The organism is Streptomyces sp. SBT349 (assembly GCF_001083795.1).
GTDB lineage: Bacteria > Actinomycetota > Actinomycetes > Streptomycetales > Streptomycetaceae > Streptomyces.
Genome location: NZ_LAVK01000126.1, coordinates 1 through 19,800 on the forward strand (window position 1 = coordinate 1; position 19,800 = coordinate 19,800).

21 protein-coding genes are annotated in these 19,800 nt (G+C 73.0%); 6 read left to right on the forward strand and 15 right to left on the reverse strand.

What is annotated here, in order from left to right; all coding sequences use genetic code 11:
• Nucleotides 1–130 precede the first annotated feature (130 nt).
• A complete protein-coding gene (locus tag ADY01_RS17185) occupies nucleotides 131–2,932 on the forward strand; it encodes an AfsR/SARP family transcriptional regulator (RefSeq protein WP_049573707.1) in 2,802 nt (933 codons plus the stop codon).
• 43 nt (nucleotides 2,933–2,975) lie between these two features.
• Here the strand turns inward: ADY01_RS17185 and ADY01_RS17190 are convergent, their stop codons facing one another.
• The 9 genes from ADY01_RS17190 to ADY01_RS17230 all read right to left on the reverse strand — a co-directional run bounded on the left by ADY01_RS17190 (nucleotide 2,976) and on the right by ADY01_RS17230 (nucleotide 10,507).
• Complete coding sequence (locus ADY01_RS17190; RefSeq protein WP_049573710.1) at nucleotides 2,976–3,491, reverse strand: hypothetical protein; 516 nt, start codon at nucleotides 3,489–3,491, stop codon at nucleotides 2,976–2,978.
• A 229-nt stretch (nucleotides 3,492–3,720) separates the two neighbouring features.
• Nucleotides 3,721–4,167: a thioesterase family protein gene (locus ADY01_RS17195; RefSeq protein WP_049573713.1), complete on the reverse strand. Its 447-nt coding sequence runs from the start codon at nucleotides 4,165–4,167 to the stop codon at nucleotides 3,721–3,723.
• Nucleotides 4,168–4,208: 41 nt separating this feature from the next.
• Nucleotides 4,209–4,769 carry a YbaK/EbsC family protein gene (locus ADY01_RS17200; RefSeq protein ID WP_078900373.1) on the reverse strand — a complete coding sequence of 187 codons (561 nt, stop codon included), beginning with the start codon at nucleotides 4,767–4,769 and terminating at the stop codon, nucleotides 4,209–4,211.
• Nucleotides 4,763–5,065, reverse strand: a complete 303-nt coding sequence (locus tag ADY01_RS17205) for an ArsR/SmtB family transcription factor (RefSeq protein ID WP_049573716.1) — start codon at nucleotides 5,063–5,065, stop codon at nucleotides 4,763–4,765. The genes ADY01_RS17200 and ADY01_RS17205 overlap by 7 nt, the downstream gene beginning before the upstream one ends.
• 59 nt (nucleotides 5,066–5,124) lie before the next feature.
• Nucleotides 5,125–7,263 carry a xanthine dehydrogenase family protein molybdopterin-binding subunit gene (locus ADY01_RS17210; RefSeq protein ID WP_049573718.1) on the reverse strand — a complete coding sequence of 713 codons (2,139 nt, stop codon included), beginning with the start codon at nucleotides 7,261–7,263 and terminating at the stop codon, nucleotides 5,125–5,127.
• Nucleotides 7,260–8,249, reverse strand: a complete 990-nt coding sequence (locus tag ADY01_RS17215) for an FAD binding domain-containing protein (protein WP_049573722.1) — start codon at nucleotides 8,247–8,249, stop codon at nucleotides 7,260–7,262. The genes ADY01_RS17210 and ADY01_RS17215 overlap by 4 nt, the downstream gene beginning before the upstream one ends.
• A complete protein-coding gene (locus ADY01_RS17220; RefSeq protein WP_049573726.1) occupies nucleotides 8,246–8,752 on the reverse strand; it encodes a (2Fe-2S)-binding protein in 507 nt (168 codons plus the stop codon). The genes ADY01_RS17215 and ADY01_RS17220 overlap by 4 nt, the downstream gene beginning before the upstream one ends.
• Before the next feature lie 98 nt (nucleotides 8,753–8,850).
• On the reverse strand, nucleotides 8,851–10,059 hold the full coding sequence (locus ADY01_RS17225; protein WP_049573728.1) for a hypothetical protein: 1,209 nt from the start codon (nucleotides 10,057–10,059) through the stop codon (nucleotides 8,851–8,853).
• Nucleotides 10,060–10,204: 145 nt separating this feature from the next.
• Nucleotides 10,205–10,507 carry a YciI family protein gene (locus ADY01_RS17230; RefSeq protein WP_049573732.1) on the reverse strand — a complete coding sequence of 101 codons (303 nt, stop codon included), beginning with the start codon at nucleotides 10,505–10,507 and terminating at the stop codon, nucleotides 10,205–10,207.
• 24 nt (nucleotides 10,508–10,531) lie between these two features.
• Between ADY01_RS17230 and ADY01_RS17235 the strand changes: the two genes are divergently transcribed.
• Nucleotides 10,532–11,260, forward strand: a complete 729-nt coding sequence (locus ADY01_RS17235) for a Crp/Fnr family transcriptional regulator (protein ID WP_234320270.1) — start codon at nucleotides 10,532–10,534, stop codon at nucleotides 11,258–11,260.
• 130 nt (nucleotides 11,261–11,390) lie between these two features.
• On the opposite strand, the gene ADY01_RS17240 is transcribed toward ADY01_RS17235, so the two are convergent.
• From ADY01_RS17240 to ychF, 4 genes are all read right to left on the reverse strand, one after another.
• Nucleotides 11,391–12,416: a nitronate monooxygenase gene (locus tag ADY01_RS17240; protein ID WP_049573756.1), complete on the reverse strand. Its 1,026-nt coding sequence runs from the start codon at nucleotides 12,414–12,416 to the stop codon at nucleotides 11,391–11,393.
• A gap of 158 nt (nucleotides 12,417–12,574) precedes the next feature.
• Nucleotides 12,575–12,829 (reverse strand): Txe/YoeB family addiction module toxin, encoded by a 255-nt coding sequence (locus tag ADY01_RS17245; RefSeq protein WP_049573737.1) that lies wholly within the window; start codon nucleotides 12,827–12,829, stop codon nucleotides 12,575–12,577.
• Nucleotides 12,826–13,107, reverse strand: a complete 282-nt coding sequence (locus tag ADY01_RS17250) for a type II toxin-antitoxin system Phd/YefM family antitoxin (protein WP_049573740.1) — start codon at nucleotides 13,105–13,107, stop codon at nucleotides 12,826–12,828. The genes ADY01_RS17245 and ADY01_RS17250 overlap by 4 nt, the downstream gene beginning before the upstream one ends.
• A 177-nt stretch (nucleotides 13,108–13,284) precedes the next feature.
• Complete coding sequence (gene ychF, locus ADY01_RS17255) at nucleotides 13,285–14,373, reverse strand: redox-regulated ATPase YchF (RefSeq protein ID WP_049573742.1); 1,089 nt, start codon at nucleotides 14,371–14,373, stop codon at nucleotides 13,285–13,287.
• Between the two features lie 153 nt (nucleotides 14,374–14,526).
• Between ychF and ADY01_RS17260 the strand changes: the two genes are divergently transcribed.
• Complete coding sequence (locus tag ADY01_RS17260) at nucleotides 14,527–15,057, forward strand: DUF6542 domain-containing protein (RefSeq protein ID WP_234320271.1); 531 nt, start codon at nucleotides 14,527–14,529, stop codon at nucleotides 15,055–15,057.
• Nucleotides 15,058–15,205: 148 nt separating this feature from the next.
• Here ADY01_RS17260 and ADY01_RS17265 read toward each other — a convergent pair whose 3' ends face one another.
• Nucleotides 15,206–16,198, reverse strand: a complete 993-nt coding sequence (locus ADY01_RS17265; RefSeq protein WP_049573759.1) for a 4-hydroxy-3-methylbut-2-enyl diphosphate reductase — start codon at nucleotides 16,196–16,198, stop codon at nucleotides 15,206–15,208.
• Nucleotides 16,199–16,262: 64 nt separating this feature from the next.
• Between ADY01_RS17265 and xseA the strand changes: the two genes are divergently transcribed.
• Together xseA and ADY01_RS17275 are read left to right on the forward strand one after the other, a co-directional pair.
• Nucleotides 16,263–17,498, forward strand: a complete 1,236-nt coding sequence (gene xseA / locus ADY01_RS17270) for an exodeoxyribonuclease VII large subunit (RefSeq protein ID WP_049573748.1) — start codon at nucleotides 16,263–16,265, stop codon at nucleotides 17,496–17,498.
• 10 nt (nucleotides 17,499–17,508) lie between these two features.
• Entirely contained in the window at nucleotides 17,509–17,826 is a 318-nt protein-coding gene (locus tag ADY01_RS17275) for an exodeoxyribonuclease VII small subunit (protein ID WP_049573761.1), read from the forward strand.
• A gap of 36 nt (nucleotides 17,827–17,862) precedes the next feature.
• Here ADY01_RS17275 and ADY01_RS17280 read toward each other — a convergent pair whose 3' ends face one another.
• Complete coding sequence (locus tag ADY01_RS17280; RefSeq protein ID WP_234320272.1) at nucleotides 17,863–18,513, reverse strand: DUF4245 domain-containing protein; 651 nt, start codon at nucleotides 18,511–18,513, stop codon at nucleotides 17,863–17,865.
• 152 nt (nucleotides 18,514–18,665) lie between these two features.
• Here ADY01_RS17280 and glpX point away from each other — a divergent pair, with 152 nt between their 5' ends.
• Nucleotides 18,666–19,697 (forward strand): class II fructose-bisphosphatase, encoded by a 1,032-nt coding sequence (gene glpX / locus ADY01_RS17285; RefSeq protein WP_049573750.1) that lies wholly within the window; start codon nucleotides 18,666–18,668, stop codon nucleotides 19,695–19,697.
• Nucleotides 19,698–19,800 lie beyond the last annotated feature (103 nt).

Genomic DNA, 19,800 nt, shown 5'->3' on the forward strand with positions numbered 1-19,800 from the left:
CCACCCCCGCCACCTGAGGGAGCCCGCACCACCGGGGCCTGCCCACCGACCCGTCACGGAGGCGGCGCCGGGGTCGCTCCCCCGCGGGCGTAAAGTTCCGTCGCACCGCTGTGTCACCAGAGGAGCAGGTGTGGAGTTCCGGATACTCGGCCCGGTCGAGGCGGGGGAAGCCGGGCTCGGGGCCCGGCAGTTGCGCGTGGTGCTGGCGAGCCTGGCCGTCAACGCGAACCGGCCCGTGTCCATGGCCACGCTGAGCGAGCACCTGTGGGGCGAGGAGGGCACCGGGACACCCACCACCGTCAGAAGCTACATCCGGCGGCTTCGGGTCACCCTGAACGAGGCGGCCCCGGGCCAGGGCGGCGGGGAGTACATCCGCCGCGCCGGACCCGGATACGTTCTGGACGTCGCGAGGGATCAGGTGGACCTGCTCCGCTTCCGCGCCCTGGCCGAACAGGCCGAGGCCGCCGGCGCGTCGGGCGAGCCCGCCACCTGCGCGGCGCTGCTGGACCGGGCGCTGGCGCTGTGGCGGGGCGCGCCGCTTGCGGATGTCGTGTCCGACGTGCTGGCTCGCGATGTGGTGCCCGCGCTGGTCGACGAGCAGCTCCTCGCGGTCGAGCGGTGGGCCGAGGCGCGGCTGGCGCTGGGACTCCACCGGGAGACCGCGGGCCGGCTCGCCGGATACGCCGCCGGCTGCCCGCTGCGGGAGGAACTCCAGGCCCAGCTCATGCGGGCGCTGCACGGCTCGGGCCGGCGGGCCGAGGCGCTGGCGCTCTACCAGGCGACGCGGGAACGCCTGGGCGAGGAACTGGGCGTCGGGCCCGGCTCCGGTCTGGAACGCACCTACCTGGCGATCCTGCGTGACGAGGGCGCCACCGGGACGCCCCGCCGGGCCACCACCCTGTCCGCGCCCGCCACGGCCCACGCCCCCGCGGGTGGCCCCTCCCCACGCCCGGCCGAACTGCCCGCGGACATCAGCGGGTTCACCGGCCGCCGGGCCGAACTGGAGCGGCTGCGCTCCTCCCGGGCCGCCACCGTGGTCATCTCCGGGGCCGCCGGCGTCGGGAAGACCTCGCTCGCCGTGCACGCCGCTCACCTGCTCCGCGACGCGTTCACCGACGGGCAGCTCTTCGTCGACCTGCGCGGCCACGAGGCGGACGCGCTCAGCGCCGGCGACGTGCTGCGGCGGTTCCTGCGCGCGCTCGGCACCGACGACCGGCGGATCCCCGCAGACCCGGACGAACGCGCCGCGCTCTACCGGTCGTCGCTCTCCGGGCGCCGCGTCCTGGTGGTGCTGGACAACGCGGCCTCCGCGGCGCAGATACGCCCGCTGCTGCCCGGCTCGGCGGGCTCCCTGGTGCTGGTGACCAGCCGCCGCAGGCTCGACGGGCTGATCGCCATCGACGACGCGGTGCCGCTCTCGCTGGACGTGCTCGGCCACGGTGACGCGGTCGCGCTGCTGGGCCGGATGATCGGCGCCGACCGCGTCCGCGGCCAGCGGCCCGCCGTCGAGGCCCTCGCCGAGCTGTGCGACCGGCTGCCCCTCGCGCTGCGGATCGCTGCCGCCCGCCTGCTGGCCCACCCCCGGCGGCCCGTCGGCTGGCTCGTCGACGAACTCTCCAACGAGCAGCGCCGGCTGGCCAGGCTCACGGTCGAAGGCGACCGGGCGGCCGCGGTGCCGACCGCGTTCAGCTCGGCCTACGACGCGCTCGACCACGGTGCGGCCCGGCTGTTCCGGCTCCTGGGCCTGCACCCGGGGCCCGACCCCGCCGGGGACGCGGTGGCCGCGCTGACCGGCTCCACCGTCGCCTCCCTCCAGCCCGCCGTCAACGCGCTGCTCAGCGCCCACCTGATCCGGGAGACCGCCACCGGGGCCTACGCGATGCACGACCTCGTGCACCTCTACGCCAGGCAGCGCGCCGAGGCCGAGGAGCCGGAGGCGGAGCGGGCACTGGCCGTGGCCCGCGTGCTCGACCACTACCTGGCCCGCACCGACGCGGCGGGACGGCCGCACCAGGCCTACTACCGGCCGCCGGAGCGGCACATCGAGCACCCGCCCACCGAGCCCGCGCCGTTCACCGACCCCGCCGGGGGCCTCGCCTGGGTGGCGGCCGAGTACGCCAACATCCGCGCGGCGGCGCTGTGCGCGGCCAGGGTCGGGGACCACCGGCGGACCTGGCAGCTCGCGGACGCGCTCTGGTTCCTCCAGCACCGGCGCCGCCAGCACGAGGACTGGATCGAGCTGCAACGCCTCGGCCTCGCCGCGGCGCGCGAGCTGCGCGACGGCGTGGCCACGCGGCGGATGCTGCGGAGGCTGGGCGGGGCATACGCCGAGACCCAGCGCCCCGCCGAGGCGTTCCAGGCGTACGACGAGGCGCTGACGCTGGCCCGCGCGGCGGGCGACGAGGTCTCGGAGGCGCGGGTGCTCAACAACCTGGCGGTCCTCTACGGCTTCCTGGGCGACTCGCGGCGCGAACTCGACTGCTTCGCCCGCTGCGTGACGCTGGCCCGCAGGGTGGAGATCCCGGAGATCGAGGCCATGGCGCTGAGCAACATGGCCGAGACGTACACGGGGTTGGGGCGCCTGGACACGGCCATCAGCCATGCCAGGCAGGCCCTGCACATCCACGGCACCCTGCCGGAGAACAGCCCGCGGGCCGTGGCCCTGCGCGTACTGGGCCGCGCCCAGCGGCTGAGCGGCCGGCACGAGGAGGCGCTGGCCAGCTACCGCGAGGGCCTGACCGTCAGCGAGGCGAGCGGCGAGGACTACCGGCGGGCCGAGTGCCTGGAAGGCATCGGCATGACCCTGGCCAGCACCCGCGGCCCGGAGCAGGCCCGCCCCTACCTGACGCGCGCGGAGGCGATCTTCCGGCGGATGTCCCACCCCAGGGCGCAGGCCCTGCGCACCGAACTGGCCCGGCTCGGCGAGTGCTGAGGGGACGCGCGACCGCGGCGCGCCCCCGGGACGGCGGGCCGGCTCAGTACCGGTGAACCCCGCTGACGCTGCACTCGAAGGTCATCTCCTCGTACACGGAGTACATCCTCTCCGAGGTCAGCGTCTCGCTCTGGCCCGGCGCGAGTTCGCTGACGGTCAGCACGTCCGAGGCGAGCGTGGCACCGATGGAGTCGCCGCTGGTCTGCTCCACCACGATGGTGATGTCGTAGCTGTACGTCTCGCTGGTGGAGAGGTTGGTGACCTCCAGCTCGGTGACCAGGTTCTCTCCGATGTAGTCGCAGCCGACGACGCCGACGTCCCCCTCGGCCGGCCCCTCCGTCGCGGTGCCGCCGCCGCTGGTGCCGCCCGAGGTGGTCGAACCCCCGGAGGTGCTGGGGACGTCGATGTCGAAGTCGTCGTCCTGGCCGCCGCTGTCGCCGGAGCCGTCGCCGGAGCCCGAACTGCCGCTGGAACCGCCGCAGCCTCCGCCGCGCGTGCCGGTGGCCGCGAGGACGACGAGGACGGAAACGGCTACGGCGCGTATCTGACGGCGCGTCATGTGGGAAGAACCTCCGCGGAGCATGTGCTGGTGCGAACAGGCGGTTGAAGACGTCGGGTCGGTCAGGGCAGGGGCGGACTCCACCCGTGTCCCGAGGTGCCCGCGCCGCGAGTGACGCGGCGGGTATGAGCATGCGCGGCGGGGGCGGACAGGCGCGTTGCACCCGCGTTGCACCCGCGCCCACGCCCGCCCCCGCGCCCGCGCCCGCCGAACGGGGAGAGCCCGCCGCCTACGGCTTCCCGCCGGCCCGGAGGGCCGTGCCGGCCGCCTTGGCGGCCATGCGCTGTTCGAACTTCGAGGCGTCGATGATGTGCCGCTCGTGGTGGCCACGGCTGATCACGTCCCGCTCGTCACGGCACTCGACGGCGAAGCGCAGCCGCCGCCCCTCGACCTCGACCAGTTCGACGGACGCGGTGACCTTCATGCCCACCGGGGTCGCCGCGCTGTGGCTGAGCTCCACATGGGTACCCACCGTCTTGCTCCCCTCCGGGAGCATCGGGGCGACGGCCTCGATGCAGGCGTTCTCCACGAAGGCGACGAGATAGGCCGTGGCGAAGACCCGGGGCATGCCGGCGAAGCCGGACAGCGCGTCCGACACCGCCGGAACGGTCAGGCCCTCGTCGACCAGCAGGTGGGAGGTGTGGGTGAGGCCGGGCCGTGGGCCGATCGGTGTCATGTGTCGCTTCCCTCGTATGTCGGCCGAGTCGTCCATCGCGCTCAGGCGTCCTCGGCCGTGATCGGCGCGATCCGCGCGCCGGCGCGGTCCAGGTGGTCCCGGTAGTCCCGGGTGTCCAGGGCCAGGGAGCGGTCCAGCCGCGCGGCGTTGAAGTAGATCTCGGGGTGTTCCAGCAGGCCCGGGTCCACGATGAGTTCGAGATCCGGGTGGAAGCTGAACGGCAGGATGGTGCCGCTGACGCTGCCGGACAGGGCCTCGGCCCTGTCCGTCGACGCGAAGGACACGTAGGTGCCGTGCGCCAGGGCCTTCAGCCCGGGCAGGTCCACCCTGGCATCGCCGGGGATCACGGCGAGGAAGTACCGTTTGGTGCGTTTGCCCGTCTTGACCATGACGACGAGGCACTTGGCCGCATGGCTCACCGGATGGCCCCGGTACGCGCTGACCACCTCGGTGCGCCCCTCGGGGGCGTGGTCGATGACGCGGTACCGGGCGCCGCCCGCGTCGAGCAGCGATATGAGCCGTCCATAGGAATCCACGGCGGCACCGGCCGCGTCCTCGGCGTCCCGCGGTGCGGACGCGAACTGCTGGGGCACTCTCACCATCCCCCGTCGAACATCCTCTTGACTTCGGCGATGCGCCGCTCGTCACGCCGGTAGAAGGTCCACTGCTTGATCCTCCTGGCACGCAGCAGACCGGCGCCGGTGAGCACCCGGAGGTGCACGCTCGCGGTGGGCTGGCTCACCCCGAGCTTGTCGGCGATGAACACCGAGCAGACCCCGTCGTCGACAAGGTCCCCGTCACGCTGCCGCGGGAAGTGCGCCGCGGGGTCCCGCAGCCACTCCATGATCGCCAGACGCTTCTCGTTGCCCAGCGCCTTCAGCACCTCGACGTCAAGCATTTAGATAGTTTGCTAACCAACTAAGCGACATGTCAAGGGCCCGGCCGCGGCTCCGGTCGTCACAGGCCCCGGGGAAGGAGCTTGTCCAGGGTGATCGGCAGGTCGCGGATCCGCAGACCCGTGGCGTGGTACACCGCGTTGGTGATGGCGGCGGCCGTGCCGACGACGCAGACCTCGCCCAGTCCCTTGGTGCCCAGCGGGTTGGTGTAGGGGTCCACCGCGTCCAGCCAGTGCGCCTCGACGGAACCGACGTCGGCGTTCGCGGCGACGTGGTAGGTGGCCAGGTCGTGGTTGACGATCTGGCCGATCCGGTTGTCGACCACGCCCACCTCGTGCAGGGTCATGGAGATGCCCTGGGTCATGCCGCCGACGAGCTGCGACCTGGCCGTCCTGGGGTTCACGACGCGGCCCACGTCGAAGACGCCGACCAGCCGGGGGACGCGCACGGTCCCGGTCTCCTCGTGGATCCGCACCTCCGCGAACTGGGCGGCGAAGGAGTACATCGCGTACCGCGACGCGTTCGGGTTGGGGGGTGCCTCCACCGTGATGTCGAGCCCCTCCGCCGGGATCGCGCCGCCGTGCTCCTCGTCGACGAGGCGCCGCATCTCCCGCGTCGCCGCGACGATGGACGCGCCCCAGCTGCTGATCCCCGAGGAGAAGCCGGCGGCCGAGGCCGGCGGCAGGTCGGTGTCGCCGATCCGCAACGTCACCGCGTCGACACCGGCCCCGAGGCCGTCGGCGGCGATCTGGGTGAGGGCCGTCCAGGTGCCGGTGCCGATGTCGGCGGCCGCGATCGACACGGTGTAGCGGCCCCCGGCGGCGGCCTCGATCCGCGTGGCGTTGCCCGGCAGTTGGGGCGCCACGTACCCCCCGACGGCCACCCCGGTGCCGATGAGCCAGCCGTTCTCCCGCCGGGACCTCGGGGTGGGGTCGCGGCGGTCCCAGTCCACGAGCCGGGCCCCTTCGCGCAGGCACTCCACGACGCGCCGGCTGGAGAACGGAAGGCCGGACTCGGGGTGCGCGTCCGGCTCGTTGAGGATCCTGAACTCCACCGGGTCCATGCCGAGTTCGATCGCCATCTCGTCCATCGCGGACTCCAGGGCGTAGGTGCCCTGCGCCTCGCCCGGAGCCCGCATGATGGTCGGCACGGAGAAGTCCAGCGGCAGCAGCCGGTGCGTGGTGCGCCGGTGCGGCGCGGCCCACATCGTGCGCGACACGACGGCGATCTGCTCCGCGTACTTCTTGGAACGGGCGGTCTGCTGCACCGAGTCGTGCGCGATCGCCGTGAGCCGTCCGTCCCGCCCGGCCCCCAGCTGCATGCGGTGCCGGCAGGGGGCCCGGTAGCCGGTCATGAAGAACATCTGCTGACGGGTGAGCGCGAGCTTGACCGGGCGGCCCACGACCTTCGCCGCCATCGCGGTCAGGACGGCGTACGCCTGCGGGAACGTCTTCGAGCCGAAGGCGCCGCCGACGTGCGGGGAGATGAGCCGGATGTTCTCCGGCGGCAGTCCGAGCGTCATGGCGATCCAGCGGCGCGCGTCGGTGACGCCCTGCGAACTGCAGTGGATCGTGAGCGTGTCCTCGCCCGTCCACTCGGCGATCGCGGCGTGCGGCTCCATCGCGCTCTGGAACTGGTGCGGCATCGTATACGTGACGTCGATGGCGACCGGGGCCTCGGCCAGCGCGGTCTCGACGTCGCCCACCGCGCTGTCGGCGTCGGGCATGCCGTTGTTCAGCTCTCCCTCGGCGGTGCCGAAGAGGCCGACGTGGGCGCCGGGCTTCTCCCACGCGTCCTCGTCGTGGCGCATCTCGGTGTCGTGCGGCAGCTCCTCGTAGGACACCCGCACGAGTCCCGCCGCGTAGCGGGCGACTTCGATGGTCTCGGCGACCACCGCGGCGACGACCTGTTTGCGCCACCACACCTCGGCCGACCAGAGGATCGCGAGCTCGGGGTCGTCGCCGGCCAGCCTCGGCGCGTTCGCGTGGGTGAGCACGGCGAGGACGCCCGGCTCGGCCAGCGCGGCGGAGTCGTCGACCGCGGTGACGCGTCCCCTGGTGACGGAGGACACCACCAGGCCCAGGTAGGCCGGATCGTCCACCCGGTGCTCGAACGCGTAGGTGGCCGCCCCCCGGACCTTGAGGGGCCCGTCGAGACGGCTCAGGGGAGTCCCCACCACGGGGGTACGGCTGGTGCTCATCGCTGCTCCTCCGCAAGGTCGTTCAGCATGCCGACGATGACGTTGCGGGCCAGCGGCACCTTGAAACCGTTGCCCGGCAGGGGCCTCGCGGCGACGAGTTCGGCCTCGGCGGCGTCACGGAAGGTGACCGCGGTGGCGGGTGCCCCCAGGAGCAACTCCTCGGCCGCCCTCGCCCGCCACGGCTTGTGCGCGACGCCGCCGAGGCCGATGCGCACCTCGCGTACGGTGCCGTCCGCCACCTCCAGGGCGACGGCGGCGGAGACGAGGGCGAAGGCGTAGGACGCGCGGTCGCGGATCTTGCGGTACTGCGACCGCGCCGCGACCGGCAGGTGCGGCAGGTCGATCGCGGTGATCAGCTCGCCGTGCCGGAGAACGGTGTCGCGCTCCGGCGCCTCCCCCGGCAGGCGGTGGAACTCCCCGAACGGGACGGTCCGCTCGCCCTCGGGTCCCCGGACCCGCACGACGGCGTCCACCGCGGTGAGCGCCACCCCCATGTCCGAGGGATGCGTGGCGACGCACTCCGGTGACGCGCCCAGGACCGCGAGGTCCCGGTGGTGACCCTCGATCGCCGAACAGCCCGATCCCGGCTCGCGCTTGTTGCAGGGGGTGGTCAGGTCCTGGAAGTACACGCAGCGGGTGCGCTGGAGGAGGTTGCCGCCGCTCGTCGCCAGGTTGCGCAGCTGCCCGGAGGCCCCCGCGAGCACGGCCTGCGCCAGCATCGGGTAGAGCCGGCGGACGCGGAGGTCGGCGGCGAGGTGGCTGTTGGAGACGGCCGCGCCGATGCGCAGGCCGCCGCCGGGCAGGTCGTCGATCGTGCCGGACGTGAGCCGGCGGACGTCGACGAGCACGTCGGGCCTCGCCACCTCCAGCTTCATCAGGTCGACCAGGTTGGTACCCCCGCCCAGGTACGCGCCGCGCGGCTCCCGTGACAGCAGGCCGACGGCCGTGGCCACGTCGTCCGGCCTCTCGTAGCGGAAGGGGATCACCGCGCCACCTCGCTGATCGCGGGCCGGATGTTGACGTAGGCGGCGCAGCGGCAGAGGTTGCCGCTCATGCGCTCGGCGATCTCCCGGTCGTCCAGCGTGACCTTGCCGGCGGTGATGTCCTCGGCCACGGCGCTGGGCCAGCCGGAGTCCGCCTCGGCGAGCATGCCCACCGCGGAGACGATCTGACCGGGGGTGCAGTACCCGCACTGGAAGGCGTCGTGCTCGATGAACGCGCGCTGGAGCGGGTGGAGCTCCTCCCCGTCGGCGAGGCCGGCGGCCGTCACCACCTCCGCCCCCTGGTGGGCGACCGCCAGCGCGAGGCAGCTGAGCGCGCGCTCCCCGTCCAGCAGGACGGTGCAGGCGCCGCACTGCCCGTGGTCGCAGCCCTTCTTCGGACTGGTGTTGCCCAGCCGTTCGCACAGGGCGTCCAGCAGGGTGGTGCGGGTGTCCACGGTGAGCCGGTGCTCGGCCCCGTCCACCCGGAGCGTGATGTCCACGTCCATGACGTCGTTCCTCCCAGGAATCCGTTGAGGAGTGCGGCTTCCCGAGCCGCGATGTGCCGGCGGATGTCCGCTCCGGTGGCCACCGCCTCCGTCCGGCGTCAGCCGCGGGTGTCCGGCGCGGGCCGGTGGTCGTTTGACCGGGCGCCGGGGCGCGGTCCCGCGCCTGGTCCGACGACCACCGGCCATCGCTTCCAGATGGCCACGTGCAGGATGACTCCCATGCCGACGGCGTTCAGGGCGCTGTAGGAGACCCAGTCCTCCGGGTGCGCGCGCCCCCAGTCCACCGTGTCCGCGTAGGAATGCAGGGCCCAGTACATCAGCCACGCCACGGCGATCGAGGTGATCACCACGCCGATACGGCCGGGTAGCGGACTCAGTCGCGTCCACGGCCAGCGGTCGAAGAGCATCGCCGTGAGCAGGAGGGCCGCGATGCCGCAGGCGCAGGCCGCCGCCACCTGCCTGCCGGACAGGCCCACGGCGTGACGCATGAACAGGTAGAAGCCCCAGGCACACGCGATCACGACCACGTTGGCGAGCGGAAGGCGGATGGCCCTGCGCCGCACGGCCGTGAAGGGCCATCCCCGCAGCACCACGAAGAACACCAACTGCCACGCGCCCAGTGCGCTGAGCCACGCCCCGTAGACGACGGAGGGGACGGGGCCCCCGGGATCGCGGAGGCCGTCCTGCCCCCCGGCCTCGACGTGCACGAGGAGCAGGTAGGCGGCCACCCCCACGCCCCAGGCCACCGCGAGGGCCGCGAGTCCCGAGGCGAGACGGCCGAGGCGGCGCAAGGGCCACCCCTCGGACACCAGGGTGAGTTGGAGGATCGCGGTGAACACGCCGGCGGCGACGGGCAGGGTGTCGGGGAAGGTCTTCACCTGACCGGCGCCCGGGTCGGGGTCGAACAGGGCGCGGGCGTCGAATCCGGCGACGACGGCTTGGCCGAGGAGGGTGAGGCCCACCCCCGCGGCCAGGGCGATCAGCGTGTCCGTCAGCCCCGACCAGCCCGCGCGCAGGGTGCTCCCGGGCCAGTCCTCCCACCAGAAGGCGATGACCGCGACGACCGGAAGGGCGAAGGTGGTGAGGGGGGCCAGTACCTCAAGGGATGCCACGGGCCCCCCGGCGCCGAAGGCCAGCAGGAAGAACAGGGGCACGAGGAAGGTCAGCCCCGCGAGGCCGATCAGCGGCTGACCCCGCCCCGGACCGGGGGCCAGCCTTCCCGTGGCCGGCTCCGGCGCGCTCAGGGCGGGCCGGCTCGACAGCGGCGGAGTCCCGACGTACCCCCGGGCTCGTTCGCCGCCGTTCACGGCCGCGACCCGGACGTCGTCTGTCCGGTGCCGACCGGACCGGTGAGGGTGTCGATGCCGTCACTCCTGATCGTGAGCCTGGCCGTGGGTGGTGCGCGGGGCGCACGGGGCGCACTGTAACCCACTATGGGTGGGTTGGCCCGGATCACAACGTGGGCGACCACCGGCCGTCCGGCCCCGGCACCACGACGGGGGCCCACTCCCGCACGGAGACGACGGTCACCCCGGGCGTCCGGTGGAAGTACGGGTCCGCCGCCAGGACGCGGTCCAGCTCCTCCGGGCCCGGGAGGTCGAAGACCAGCAGGGCTCCCGATTCGTCCGCCCACGGGCCCGCCGCGAGGAGTCGTCCCTCCTCGTGCAGCCGGGCCAGGGACGCCCGGTGGGCCGGACGCCCGGCCAGCCGTTCCTCGGTCGCCGGGAGGGTGAATGCGAGTTCGACGATCAGCATGACCGGAACGGTACGGTCGGCAGCGTGACCGCGTCTGTATCAGCCGATACACCCGACCCCGCCGAGGCCCTGCGCGCCGTGCCGCTGCTCGCCACGCTGCCCCCCGACCAGCTGCGCGCGCTGGGGGCCGCGTCGCCGCCGCGCCGCGTGCCCGCCGGTCACGTCCTGCGCCACGCCACGGACCCCGCCACCCACCTGCTGCTGCTCCTCGACGGCCGCGTCTCGGCGACGCTGACCACCCGGACCGGGCGGCTCGTTCGTCACGGCGACTGGTCCGGTCCGCGCGCGCTGGACAAAGTCGCCGTCATCGACGGCAACGGCCACACCGCGACGCTCACCGCGGTCACCCCCTGCACGGTCCGCGCCCTGCCCCGCGAGCGTTTCCTCGCCCTCGTCGACGACGCCCCCGCCGTCCGCCGCCACGTCCTGCGCGTACTCGCCGCGGAGGTCCGCGCACAGGGGGAACGGTTCACCGCCGCGGCGACCCTGCCCGCCGAGGCGCGGCTGGCGGCCTGGCTGCTCGACCGGAGCGCCGCCGCGTCCGGCGGCGGAAGGCGTGTCCGCCTGCCCGGCACGGGCACCCAGCAGGACCTCGCCGACCTGCTCGGCGTCTCCCGCGTCACCGTCAACCGCGTCCTGTCCCGGCTGCACCGCGACGGCGTCATCACCGTCGACCGGCACGGCGTCCGGGTGATCGCCCCCGAGGTGCTGACGCTCAGAACCCGGGCGCCGGAGGCATCCGACCGCCCCTGACCCTCCGCGCGACACCGCCACGACGGGAACGCGTTCGCGGGCCAGCGCGGCGCGATGCCGGTGAAGGGCCGCCAGGTCGTGCCGGTCGAAGGGGGACTGCTCCGGCCACTTGATGAACCGCTCGACCGATTCAGCGCCGGGCCGGCGCTCCGGCCTCCCGCCACAGCGCGCGGGTCAGGTCGGCCGCCGGACCGCTCCGGGCCAGCCGGTGTCCGGTACCCGCCCACAGGTGCATCGCGTCCAGGTCGCCGCGCCGGGCGGCGGCGGCCCGCAGGGGCTGGGTGAGGTGGTGCACCTCGGGATAGGCCGTGGGCGCGTGCGGCTGGTGGCGGTCGATGAAGGCGTTGCGCAGCCCGCGCGCGGGGCGGCCGGTGAAGGCGCGGGTCACGGTGGTGGCGTCGCGTTCCAGCAGCGCTCGCCGGTGTGCCGGGGAGGCGCCGGACTCGTCCGTGCGCAGATAGGCGGTGCCGAGCTGGACGGCGCGCGCCCCCGCTCGCAGTGCGGCGGCGATCGCCGCGCCGTCCGCCAGGCCACCCGCGGCGATCAGCGGCAGCTCGGTCACCTCCCGTACCGCGGCGAGGAGTTGGAGCAACGGCAGCGTGCCGGGCTCGTCCTCGGCGCGATGGGTGGCACGGTGGCCGCCGGCGCCAGGACCCTGCACCGTGAGCACATCGAGTCCCAGCCTGGTGGCCGCCAGCGCCTCGGCAGGAGTGGTGACGGTGCCGATCTGCACGCCGCCAACGGCGCGAACGGCCTCGACATCCGCGCGTGCGGGCAGGCCGAAGGCGTAGGACACATACGCCACCGGGTCGGCGATCAGCGCCGCGAGCTTGGCGTCCCAGTCGTCGCGGTCGGGCGGGATCACCGAGGGAAGTTCGACCCCCCACGCCTCGGCCTCGGGCAGCAGCCGCCGACGGTAGGCGGCCACCACGGCCGCGTCGGAGGGCGGCCCCGGGACGAAGAGGTTGACGCCGAACGGACGGTCCGTCAGCTCACGGGTCCGCCCGATCTGCTCGACCATCGCACCCGCCGTCCGGTACCCGGCAGCGAGAAACCCCAGACCACCGGCACCGCTCACCGCCGCCACCAACGCGGGCGTCGAGGCACCCCCCGCCATCGGCGCACCGACGACGGGCACGGCCAGCTGAAAACACATCACGTACGTCCCCTCCACGCCCTGCCGCCTCGGCCTCACGCGGCCGGTCACACGTTGAAACGGAAAGTTAATCACAACGCTGTGACCTGCGAAGATGTTGATTCTGAGGACCCAAGTCAGCACGGAATCAGCACGGTGACACACACGAGGCCCGGGGATCAGTAGTGGTAGCGGGCCGCCAGGATGATGATTTCCCGGTCAGTGACCAGATGGACGAGGCGATGCTCGTCATCGATCCGCCGCGACCAGGCCCCTGGCAGGTGGTACTTCAGCGGCTCGGGCTTGCCGATCCCGGCGAACGGGTCGCGCAGGACGTCCTCGATGAGCTTGTTGATCCGGGTGAGCATCTTGCGGTCGTTCTTGAGCCAGGACGTGTAGTCCTCCCAGCCGCCCTCTTCGAAGACGAGCCTCACGCGGCGCCCTTCTCGACACCCGACGCATCAGGGTCGATGAGTTCCCGCTCGGAGAGCCCTGCGTCACCAAGCGCGTTCTCGTACGCCTTGAGCAGCCGGCGGGCGTTCGCCGGCGAGCGCAACAGGTAGGAGCCTTCACGCAGGGCTGCGTAGTCCTCAGCCGAGACGAGCACGGCGTTCCCGTGTTTGGAGACGATCTCGATGGCCTCATGATCGTCGTTGACCTTCTTGATCAACGGGAAGAGGGCCTTGCGCGCCTCGCTGGCAGTGATCGACATCGACTGAACTCCCTCCATGACTGGTACCACATAACGTACCATCGACCAGAGGGTCGGGCGGGCCGAAAGTCAGCACCAGATCAGCACAGAAAAGAGAACGGGGCTCGCCTCCAGAGAGGCGAGCCCCGCTTGACCTGCGCATTTGACAGATCAGTCTAGCTAAAGGTACTCAAATGATCACACATTGAAGCGGAACTCCACCACGTCGCCGTCGCGCATCAGGTAGTCCTTGCCCTCCATGCGGGCCTTGCCGCGGGCGCGGGCTTCGGTGACGGAGCCGGCGTCGATCAGGTCGGGGAAGGAGATCACCTCGGCCTTGATGAAGCCCTTCTGGAAGTCGGTGTGGATCACGCCGGCCGCCTCGGGGGCCGTGGCGCCCTTCTTGATCGTCCAGGCGCGGGTCTCCTTCGGACCCGCCGTCAGGTAGGTCTGGAGGCCCAGGGTGTCGAAGCCCACGCGGGCCAGGGTCGCGAGGCCGGACTCGGTCTGGCCGACGGTCTGGAGGAGTTCGAGCGCCTCGTCCTCCTCCAGCTCGGCGAGGTCCGCCTCCAGCTTGGCGTTCAGGAAGATGGCCTCGGCCGGGGCCACCAGGGCCCGCTGCTCCTCCTTGAACGCCTCGTCCACGAGCTCGTCCTCGTCCACGTTGAAGACATAGAGGAACGGCTTGACCGTCAGCAGGTGGAGCTCGTGGAGGGGCTCGGCCCGTTCGGTGCCCTGGGCGATGCCCGCGGAGAAGAGGGTGCGGCCCTCCTCCAGGATGGTCTTGGCCTCCTCGACGGCCCTGACCTGCGGCTGCCTGTCCTTCTTGACCCGGGCCTCCTTCTGGAGCCGGGGCAGCACCTTCTCGATCGTCTGGAGGTCGGCCAGCATCAGCTCGGTGTCGATGGTCTCGATGTCGCTCTTGGGCGACACCTTGCCGTCGACGTGGATCACGTTCTCGTCGTGGAAGGCTCGGATGACCTGGCAGATCGCGTCGGACTCGCGGATGGTGGCGAGGAACTTGTTCCCCAGGCCCTCTCCCTCGCTCGCGCCGCGCACGATGCCCGCGATGTCGACGAAGTCCACCGTGGCGGGCAGGATCCGCGCCGAGCCGAAGATCCCGGCGAGACAGGACAGCCGGGGGTCCGGGACGCCGACGACGCCGATGTTCGGCTCGATCGTGGCGAACGGATAGTTGGCCGCGAGCACGTCGTTCTTGGTGAGGGCGTTGAACAGGGTCGACTTGCCGACATTCGGCAGGCCGACGATTCCGATCGTGAGCGACACGTGAGACTTCCCGGAGCGAGGGGGCGAGACGAGGGCCGAGGGACAAGTCTACGGCCGCCCGCGCGGCCCCCGGGCGCCGCGGGCGGACAGTCATATGGCACGCAAGCGTGTCCATCACGCTATCCGTCCCCGCCCCCGGCTTACCGTGGTGACGTGGAACACAGTACGCACACCACCCGTCACGCTCGGCAGTCGGCGACCGCGGTGCGGACGAGGGTGCCCCGGCCGTCCCCCGGTGTGACCGCCGGGCAGGACCCCCACGACCGCCCGTCGGCGCAGGGCCGGGGGCGCCAGCGGCGCCGGTTCCCCCGCCCGAGGCTCACCGGCCTCGGCTGCGGCGTGCTGGCCACCGCGGCGATGGTGGCGGCGGCCTGGCTCTGCAAGCCGCTGGGCGGGGTCCCCGCGCTGTACGGGGTGCTCTCTGTGCTGACCTGCGCGGCCACGGCGGTCTGGGTCAGGCCCGCGGACCTGATCTGCGCGCCGATCGCCGCGCCGATCGCGTTCGCCACGGGGCTGCTCTCGACCGCGGGGCCCATGGCCACGCTGACCGAACTCGCCCTGCGCGCGCCGTGGGTCTTCGCCGGAACGCTGACGGCGGGAGTGATCGTGCTGGTCCGCAGGGGGCTCGACCTCCTCCGCCGCCAGCTGAGGCGGCGCCGGGCCGAGGCCCGCGCGCAGACCTGACGTCCGTCCTCCGTCGCCATTCGCGGGCTTCCCCGCAACACGTCAATCTCCCCTGCCACGAGGTCCGCAACGGCGCCCGATCATAGGAACGGGCCCATCACGGCTGGGGACAAGGGAGATACAGGGGGGATGGAGGGGGGATGGAGGGCTAGCCGCGCACCTTGTCCGCCGCCTCGGCGCGCAGGTCGCGGCGGAGCTCCTTGGGCAGGGAGAACCGGATGTGCTCCTCCATGGGCTTGACGATCTCGACCTCGTCGAAACCGTGGGCGACCAGCCACTCCAGGACGCCGTCCACCAGGACCTCGGGGACCGAGGCTCCCGAGGAGAGCCCCACGGTGGTGACCCCGTGCAGCCACGCCTCGACGAGCTCGTCCGCGTGGTCGACGAGGTGGGCCTCGCGCGCGCCGGCGGCGAGGGCCGCCTCGACCATGCGGACGGCGTTGGACGAGTTCTTCGAGCCGACGACCAGCACCAGGTCCGCCTCGGCGGCGACCTGCTTGACGGCGGTCTGCCGGTTCTGCGTGGCGTAGCAGATGTCGTCGCTCGGTGGGCTGAGGAGCGCGGGGAAGCGGCGCTTGAGGGCGTCCACGGTCTCCATGGTCTCGTCGACCGACAGCGTGGTCTGGGAGAGCCAGACCACCCTCTCCGGGTCGCGGACCTCGACGTTCGCGACGTCGTCGGGGCCGTCGACCAGGGTGATGTGGTCGGGCGCCTCGCCGCTGGTGCCGATGACCTCCTCGTGGCCCTCGTGGCCGATGAGCAGGATGTCGAAGTCGTCCTTGGCGAAACGGACGGCCTCCTTGTGGACCTTGGTGACCAGGGGGCAGGTGGCGTCGACGGTGGCGAGCTTCCCGCGCTCCGCCTCCCGGCGGACCTCGGGGGAGACGCCGTGGGCGGAGAAGATGACGATCTCGCCCTCGGGGACCTCCGCGGTCTCCTCGACGAAGATGGCGCCCTTCTTCTCCAGCGTGGAGACCACGTACTTGTTGTGCACGATCTCGTGGCGGACGTAGATGGGACCCCCGTACTGCTCCAGGGCTCTCTCAACGGCTATGACCGCGCGGTCCACGCCCGCGCAGTAGCCGCGGGGGGCGGCGAGCAGGACGCGGCGGCGCCCGGTGTCTTGAGCGTCTTCAGCCATGTGCCCCATGGTACGGGGGCGGCGACCGGAGGGGGCTGTCAGTGCTCGGCGCTACCGTGACGGCATGGCAGTGCGGACAACGGCGGAGGTGCCGATCCCGGTCGGCGAGGTGTCGCGGCTGATCGGAGGGTGGATCGACCGGCTCGGGGCGGTCTGGGTGGAGGGGCAGATCACCCAGCTCTCGCGCCGGCCCGGCTTCGGGGTGGTGTTTCTCACGCTGCGCGATCCGGCGCACGACGTGTCGGTCAGGGTCACCTGTTTCCGGGGGGTCTTCGACCCGGTCGCCGACGTGATAAGCGAGGGCGCGCGGGTCGTGGTGTTCGCGAAGCCCGAGTGGTACGCGCCGCGCGGCGAGCTCTCGTTGCGGGCCTCGGAGATCCGTGCGGTGGGGGTCGGTGAACTCCTGGTCCGTCTCGAACGGCTGAAGCGCGCGCTGACGGCCGAGGGGCTCTTCGCACCCGAGCGCAAGCGGCGGCTGCCGTTCCTGCCGGGCCGGGTGGGCCTGGTGACGGGGCGGGCCTCGGCCGCCGAGCGGGACGTCCTGGAGAACGCGAGGCTGCGCTGGCCCGCCGTCAGATTCGCCGTACGGAACGTGGCGGTCCAGGGGGTGCACGCCGTGCCGCAGGTGATCGACGCGGTCAGGGAGCTGGACGCCGACCCGGACGTGGAGGTCATCGTCGTGGCCAGGGGCGGCGGGAGCGTCGAGGACCTTCTGCCGTTCTCCGACGAACGGCTGGTGCGCGCCGTCGCCGACTGCCGGACCCCGGTGGTCTCGGCGATCGGCCACGAGCCGGACGCGCCGCTGCTCGACCTCGTCGCCGACCTTCGGGCCTCGACGCCCACCGACGCGGCGAAGCGGGTCGTTCCCGATGTGCGCGAGGAGCTGGCGCGGGTGCGGCAGTTGAGGGACCGGGCGCGGTGGGTGCTGGAGTCGAGGATCGACCGGGAGGAGCGGGGCCTCGCCGCGGCGCGCGACCGGCCGGTGCTGGCCGAGCCGCACCGGCTGGTGCGCGGGCGCGCGGAGGAGCTGGACGGGCTGCTGGGGCGCGCCCGGCGCACGCTGGGGCATCTGCTGGACCGCGCCGCCGCGGACCTGACGCACACCCGTGCGCGGGTGGTGGCGCTGTCGCCCGCGGCGACGCTGCGGCGCGGTTACGCCGTGCTCCAGCGCGCGGACGGGGCGGCCGTGCGCGCCGCCGACGAGGTCGAGGCGGGCGAGGTGCTGAGGGCGCGCGTGGCCGAGGGCGCGTTCCCGGTGACGGTCGGCGAGCGGCCCGGTGGGCCGGAAGGGCGGGCATAGGGTGACGGGCATGACGCAGGCGGACACCGGCGCGGACACGGACGCGACACTCGGCTACGAGCAGGCGAGGGACGAGCTGATCGACGTGGTGCGCAGGCTGGAGGCGGGCGGGTCGACGCTGGAGGAGTCGCTGGCGCTCTGGGAGCGGGGCGAGGAGCTGGCCCGGATCTGCGAGCGCTGGCTCGAAGGCGCGCGCGCCCGGCTGGACGCGGCGCTGGCCCGGGAGAACGGCGAAGAGGACGAGGACGGGGACGGGAACGGGGACGGGGACGGGGAGAAGGACGCCGACGGCGCGGTGGAACGGGAGGCCGAGGCCGGAGAGGCGTGAGGCGTGCGGCCCCGCCGCGCGGGGGCGCCCGGCGGCTCAGCTCTCGGGGGTCCTGACCTCCAGGGCGGCGGCGAAGTGCGCCAGCCGCTCGAAGGGCGCGGTGCCGTGCACCACGGTGGTGACGCCGGCCTCGCGCAGCACCAGCGCGTCGTACTTGTCGCCCTCGTACCTGGCCCAGTCGCGCCCCGCGACGGCCTGCTGGGAGCCGGTGTCCTCGGCGCCCCGGGTCATCTCCTCGATGAAGCCGTCGGCGTCGCCGTCGGCCTGGGCCACCGCGGCGTACTCGTCGTCCGGGTCGAGGAAGCCCAGGCGCCAGGTGGCGCCGAACTCCCCCATCGGCTGGTACCGCACGGAGGTGGCCCGCCAGTCGTCCGGGAGTCCCTCGGGCACGACCAAGGCGTAGGGGGCGGCGCGGGCGGCGGTGGCCGCTTCGAGGTCGTACGTGACGGTCGGCGTCGAACCCTCAGGCTGGTCCCCGGGGTTGAGGAGGACCAGGGCGAAGGCGCCGACGCAGAGCGCGGCCAGCGACAGCGTCATGTTCCACCAGGACCAGGGGGGGCGCCGCCTGGCGGGCGGCGCGGTGGGCCGGCCCGCCGCGCGCCCCGCCCGCTCCGAGGTCGGCTCCCCGGCAGGCTCCTCGGTCGGCTCCTCGGTCGTCGATTCGCCGGGTGCCACGTCTTTCGCCACGCCGCCATTGTCCCGCACACCGGAGCGAGGCGTACAGCCACCCCCGGTTCGCTCATTCGAGAGGGGGAATGCTCATGTGCACGCGATCCGGTTAGAGTCGGAAGACCCTCCCCGCGACCGTGCGAAGGACCGCGCGCAGAAAGGTCGTCCCGATGTCCGAGCACCATCTGCCACCCCCGCTCAACGTCTCTCCCGAGGCCCCCGACCGGAACCTCGCCCTGGAACTGGTCAGGGTCACCGAGGCCGGGGCGCTGGCCTCGGGACGCTATGTGGGCCGCGGCGACAAGAACGGCGCGGACGGCGCCGCCGTGCGCGCGATGCGCACCCTCATCTCCACCGTCTCGATGAACGGCGTCGTCGTCATCGGCGAGGGTGAGAAGGACGAGGCGCCCATGCTGTTCAACGGGGAACGCGTCGGCGACGGCTCGGGCCCCGAGTGCGACGTCGCCGTGGACCCGGTGGACGGGACCACGCTGACCGCCAAGGGCATGGGCAACGCCGTCTCCGTTCTCGCGGTGGCCGAGCGCGGCACGATGTTCGACCCCAGCGCCGTCTTCTACATGGACAAGCTGGCCACCGGGCCCGAGGCGGCCGAGTTCGTGGACATCGACGCGCCCGCCGCCGTGAACATCCGCCGGGTGGCCAAGGCCAAGGGCGGCTCCCCCGCGGATGTGACGGTCTGCATCCTGGACCGGCCGCGCCACGAGGACCTCGTCAGAGAGGTCAGGGAGTGCGGGGCCCGCATCACCTTCATCCAGGACGGGGACGTGGCGGGCGCCATCATGTCCGTGCGCGAGGGCACGGGCGTCGACCTGCTGCTCGGGGTCGGCGGCACCCCCGAGGGCATCATCGCGGCCTGCGCGATCACCTGCCTGGGCGGCACGATCCAGGGGAAGCTGTGGCCCAAGGACGAGGCCGAGCGCCGCGCCGCGCTCGACGCGGGCCACGACCTCGACCGCGTGCTGCACACCAGGGACCTGGTCCGCGGCGAGAACGTGTTCTTCGTGGCCACCGGCATCACCGACGGCGAGCTGCTGCGCGGGGTCCGCTACCGCGCGGAGACGGCCACCACGCAGTCGCTGGTGGTGCGTTCCCGCTCCGGCACGATCCGGCAGATCGACTCGACGCACAAGCTGTCCAAGCTGCGCGCCTACAGCGCGATCGACTTCGACAGCGCGGGGTAGTCCTCCGGCCGGGGGCGAACGGCCGGGCGGCCCCCGGCGCCGGCGCGGTCGCCGGCCGGGGACCGTCCGGCCTGGGGGACCGGGCGGCGGCGCTGGCCAGCTC